We start from the raw sequence: 4,156 nt of genomic DNA on the forward strand, positions 1-4,156 counted from the left end.
ATTCTCAGACACGCCCTAGGTCGCGGGCGAGTACCGCCGGGTAGCTCGGGCCCTCGAGGAGTGTCATGAGGATGCGGGAGCGGGTCGGGTCGGCCATCGCCCGGCCCAGCCGGTTCATCACGTCCAGCCGCGAAGCAATAGTCAGCATGCGCTGACCATACAGAACCTGCTGACCTCTCGTGTGTGGCTCCCGCTGCTGATATCTGCATAGGTGTATGGTCGTGGCATGAGTGTGACGCCGTTGGATTCGTGTCAGGTCACCGCCGTCCATCCGGAGAAGGTGGCGCTGACCCGGGAGAGGATCCCCGACGAGCGCGAGGCCGGCAGGTTGGCCGGGCTGTTCAAGCTCCTGGGGGACCCGCGCCGTGCCCGGGCGCTGTATGCGTTGCTGGAGGCCGGCGAGCTGTGCGTGTGTGACCTGGCGGCGTCGGTCGATGTCGCGGAGGCGTCGGTGTCCCAGGTGCTGCGGGTGCTGCGTACCGCTGGGGTGGTCGAGAACCGCCGGGAGGGGCGGATGGTGTACTACCGCCTCGCTGACGGGCATGTGCGGATGCTGCTGGACGTCTCCCGTGAGCACGCCCGCCACGAGGGGCAGGGCTGATGGGGGCGGGACACAGCCATGCCCCGGCGACCGGGCATGCCGGTGGCCGCTACCGTCGGCGGCTGGCGGGGGCGTTCGCCCTGACGGCGGGCTTCTTCCTGATCGAGCTGGTCGCGGGGCTGGTGTCGGGGTCGTTGGCGCTGCTGTCGGATGCCGGGCACATGGCTGCCGATGTGGTGGTGCTGGGTGCGGCGCTGCTGGCGACGCGCATCGCGAGCCGGCCGGACTCCACAGGGCGACGCACCTATGGCTCCTACCGGGCCGAGGTGTTCGCCTCGGCGTTGGCGGTGCTGGCGATGCTCGCGGTCGGGGTGTACGTGGTGGTCGAGGCCATCAGCCGGCTGGGCGACGCGCCGGAGGTGGCCTCCGGCGCCATGCTCGCGGTCGGCTTCGCCGGCCTGGTGATCAACATCATCTCCATGCTGCTGCTGCGCAGCGGGGCCAAGGACAGCCTGAACGTCAAGGGCGCCTACTACGAGGTGATCGCCGACGCCGCCGGGTCGGTGGGTGTCATGGTCGCCGGCGTGCTGATCATCCTCACCGGCCAGCCGATCTGGGACGTCGTGGTCGCGGCGCTCATCGCGGTCTTCGTCATCATCCGGGCGGTGGTTCTGGGCAGGCAGGTGATCGCGGTGCTGGGCCAGCACGCCCCGGAAGGGGTGGACCCGGAGGACGTCGCCGGTGACCTGGACGCGGTCGAGGGGGTGGAGGAGGTCCACGACCTGCACCTGTGGACCCTGACGTCGGGGATGAACGTGGCCACGGCCCACCTGGTCGCTGACCAGCGCGCGGACCACGGCGCCGTGCTTGCCGGCGCGCGCCGGGTGCTGCGCGACCGTTACGGTATCGCCCATGCCACCTTGCAGGTGGAGGGCGCCGGCAGCGACGGCTGTCACGACCTGAGCTGGTAGCACTCGGCACGGAAGCCCGCTCGCGAGAGCCGCACATGCTTGAGCAACGTCTTAGGAGCGCGCGATGACCGCGAAGCACGGCAAGGGCCCCGGGCCGGACGAGGGCCAGCGGCCGGCCCGGCGCGGGGTGGTGCTCACCCTGCTGGGGATCGGTCTGGTCGCCGCGGCTTACGTGGTGACGATCGTGGTCATGGTGGTGCGGTGACGCGGCCCAAACGGACCGCGGCCTCATGGCGGCGCCGCAAGGCGGTCATCGCGTCGTCCAGTGCTGTCCTCGTCGGGTCGAGCACGTAGAGGTCGTGAAGACGTCCAGATATAGGCCTGGGACGGGAGTTCTTGCATCGACTGAACTCCCCGGTGGTTGCAGGTCCGATACGCAGGGGTGCCAGTAAGTAGGGCTGATCGGCGCCCATTTTCTTGTCTCGCGCCCCGGGGCGAGGCGGTCCCCTATCGGTGTCCCTGTGTGCGGGGCAGGTTCACGCCGCGCAGCAGGAGAGCTTGGCGATGTCGGTGGTGAAGGCCTGCGCGGTGAGCTTGAGGCCTTCGGCCATGGTCAGGTAGGGGCTCCAGAGGTTGGCGACCTGGCTGGTGGTCATGCCGGCCTCGAGCATGTAGACCCCGGCGGCGGCGAGGTCGCCGGCGTCCTGGGCCAGGGCGGTAATGCCGATGATGCGGCCGGTGTCGGCGTCGGTGACCATCTTGATGAACCCGCGGGTGTCGCGGTTGACGATCGCGCGTGGGACGTGCGCGAGTGACAGGACACGGCTGTCGTAGCGGATCCCGGCAGCGGAGGCCTGCCGTTCGGTCATCCCGACGGCGGCCAGGGCGGGGCTGGTGAACACGACCCGGGGCAGGTGGCGGTAGTCGACCTCGAGGCCGGCGCCGGTGAGGGCGTTGTCGGCGACGAGGGCGCCGTGGGCCGCGGCGACGTACACGAACTGACGGTGGGCGGTGACGTCACCGGCAGCCCAGACGCGCGGGTTGGTGCTGCGCAGATGGCTGTCGACAACCACCTCGCCGTGGTCGCCGGTGCGCACGTCGACGGTGTCGAGACCGAGCGTGGCGGTGACCGGGCGGCGCCCGGTGGCGACGAGTACCTCGGCCGCCCGGAGTTCCTGTGAGCCGTCAGTGGTGGTGGCAGTGACCGTGACCTCGCCGGTGGCCGGGTCGCGGCGGACCGCGCTGGGCACCGCGCCGCGGATGATCTGGATGCCTTCGTCCGTGAAGATCTCATCCAGGGCGGTGGACGCCTCGGGTTCTTCCTGGGACGCCAGCCGTGAGCGGACCAGCATGGTGACCCGGACGCCGAGCCGAGCGAAGAGCTGGGCCTGCTCCATCGCGACGTAGCCGCCGCCGATGACCAGCAGCGACTCCGGGACGTGGTCCAGTTCCATCGCGGTGGTCGAGGTCAGGTAACCGGCCTCCTGCAGGCCGGGGACCGGCGGCGCCCAGGGCCTGGAGCCGGTGGCGATGAGGTAGTGCGCGGCCCGGACCGTCTCCACCGTGCCGTCAGGGCCGGTGACGCGCAGTGCCGGCTCGCTGGGTGTGCCGACGAACGTGGCGTCCCCGGGGTGGAGATCCCATCCGTACTCGGTGGCCAGGTCCAGGTACTTCTCGCCACGCAGTGACCCGACGAGCCGATCCTTGCCGGCGATCAAGGCGGGCATGTCGACCGGCCGGACTTCGGGGAACGGCAGGCCGGGGAACCGGGAGGCGTCGAGTGTGACGTGGCGGGCCTCGGCGGTCGCGAGCAAGGCCTTGGAGGGCACGCACCCGGTGTTCACGCAGGTACCGCCGACGGTGCCACGCTCGATCATCACCACCCGTCTGCCGAGGTTGGTGGCGCGGATCGCGGCCGCGAACGCCGCCCCACCGGACCCGATCATTGCCAGGTCATACGACCTGCTGTTAGCCGTTGCCGTCATGAACTCCTCCTTCATCGCCCTCAGGATCGACCTTCCAGTGCACTGGAAGGTCAAGGGGGAGAATGAGTGGCATGCGGATCGGTGAGGTGGCTCGGGCGTCGGGCACGACGAGCAAGACCCTGCGGTACTACGAGGAGGTCGGGCTGCTACCCGCCGCGGACCGCACCCCGGCGGGCTACCGGGACTACGGCGCCGAGGTGCTCGACCGGCTGGACTTCATCCGCCGGGGGCAAGCGGTCGGGCTGACCCTGGCCCAGATCGGTCAGGTGCTGGACATCCGCGACCGGGGGCAGGCCCCCTGCCGGCACGTCACCGACCTGCTCGACACCCGCCTTGATGTGATCGACCGGCAACTCGCCGAGCTCGCGCAGCTACGCACCACGATCGCCGACCTGCGCGAGGACGCCGCCGCCGGCGACCCGGCCACGTGCTCCCCCGAGGATGTCTGCCGCTACCTGTGACACCGAAGTTCACGGGCCCGTGGCAGCGCATGGCGGCCCACTCTGTTGCGTTGGGGTGTTAGACCTTTCGCAACGGTTCTGTTGCGCGGGGTGCACCCTATCGCGACGCCTATTCCTCCGGCCTGCCGTCGGCCGCTGTCCCGGTGAAGGATCGGCTTGCGGAACGTGAGCCTCACTCGCAGCGCCCTCTTGCCCGCGTGCTTGGAGGCCGCCACTGAGCTCCGACAGAACCCCGCCATATAGCGGCGCAAGCCACAC

5 protein-coding genes and 1 pseudogene are annotated in these 4,156 nt (G+C 70.1%); 4 read left to right on the forward strand and 2 right to left on the reverse strand.

Annotated elements, in window-relative coordinates; translation table 11 throughout:
• Positions 1-16 precede the first annotated feature (16 nt).
• Positions 17-148 (reverse strand): annotated as a pseudogene (locus tag J1M37_RS08630) (ArsR family transcriptional regulator); the annotation flags it as partial.
• Positions 149-226: 78 nt separating this feature from the next.
• On the opposite strand from J1M37_RS08630, the gene J1M37_RS08635 reads away from it, so the two are divergent.
• From J1M37_RS08635 to J1M37_RS08645, 3 genes are all read left to right on the forward strand, one after another.
• Positions 227-601, forward strand: coding sequence for an ArsR/SmtB family transcription factor (locus tag J1M37_RS08635; RefSeq protein WP_044659923.1), 375 nt, complete (start codon positions 227-229; stop codon positions 599-601).
• Complete coding sequence (locus tag J1M37_RS08640) at positions 601-1,512, forward strand: cation diffusion facilitator family transporter (RefSeq protein WP_095346685.1); 912 nt, start codon at positions 601-603, stop codon at positions 1,510-1,512. Before J1M37_RS08635 ends, J1M37_RS08640 begins: the two co-directional genes overlap by 1 nt.
• Positions 1,513-1,576: 64 nt before the next feature.
• Positions 1,577-1,717 (forward strand): hypothetical protein, encoded by a 141-nt coding sequence (locus J1M37_RS08645; protein ID WP_002854087.1) that lies wholly within the window; start codon positions 1,577-1,579, stop codon positions 1,715-1,717.
• 271 nt (positions 1,718-1,988) lie between these two features.
• Here the strand turns inward: J1M37_RS08645 and merA are convergent, their stop codons facing one another.
• A complete protein-coding gene (gene merA, locus J1M37_RS08650; RefSeq protein WP_069941994.1) occupies positions 1,989-3,452 on the reverse strand; it encodes a mercury(II) reductase in 1,464 nt (487 codons plus the stop codon).
• Positions 3,453-3,508: 56 nt separating this feature from the next.
• Between merA and J1M37_RS08655 the strand changes: the two genes are divergently transcribed.
• Positions 3,509-3,898, forward strand: a complete 390-nt coding sequence (locus tag J1M37_RS08655; RefSeq protein WP_078025555.1) for a heavy metal-responsive transcriptional regulator — start codon at positions 3,509-3,511, stop codon at positions 3,896-3,898.
• Positions 3,899-4,156: the final 258 nt, after the last annotated feature.

Origin of the sequence: Micrococcus sp. KRD012 (assembly GCF_017168555.1) — a bacterium.
Taxonomy (GTDB): Bacteria; Actinomycetota; Actinomycetes; order Actinomycetales; family Micrococcaceae; genus Micrococcus; species Micrococcus luteus.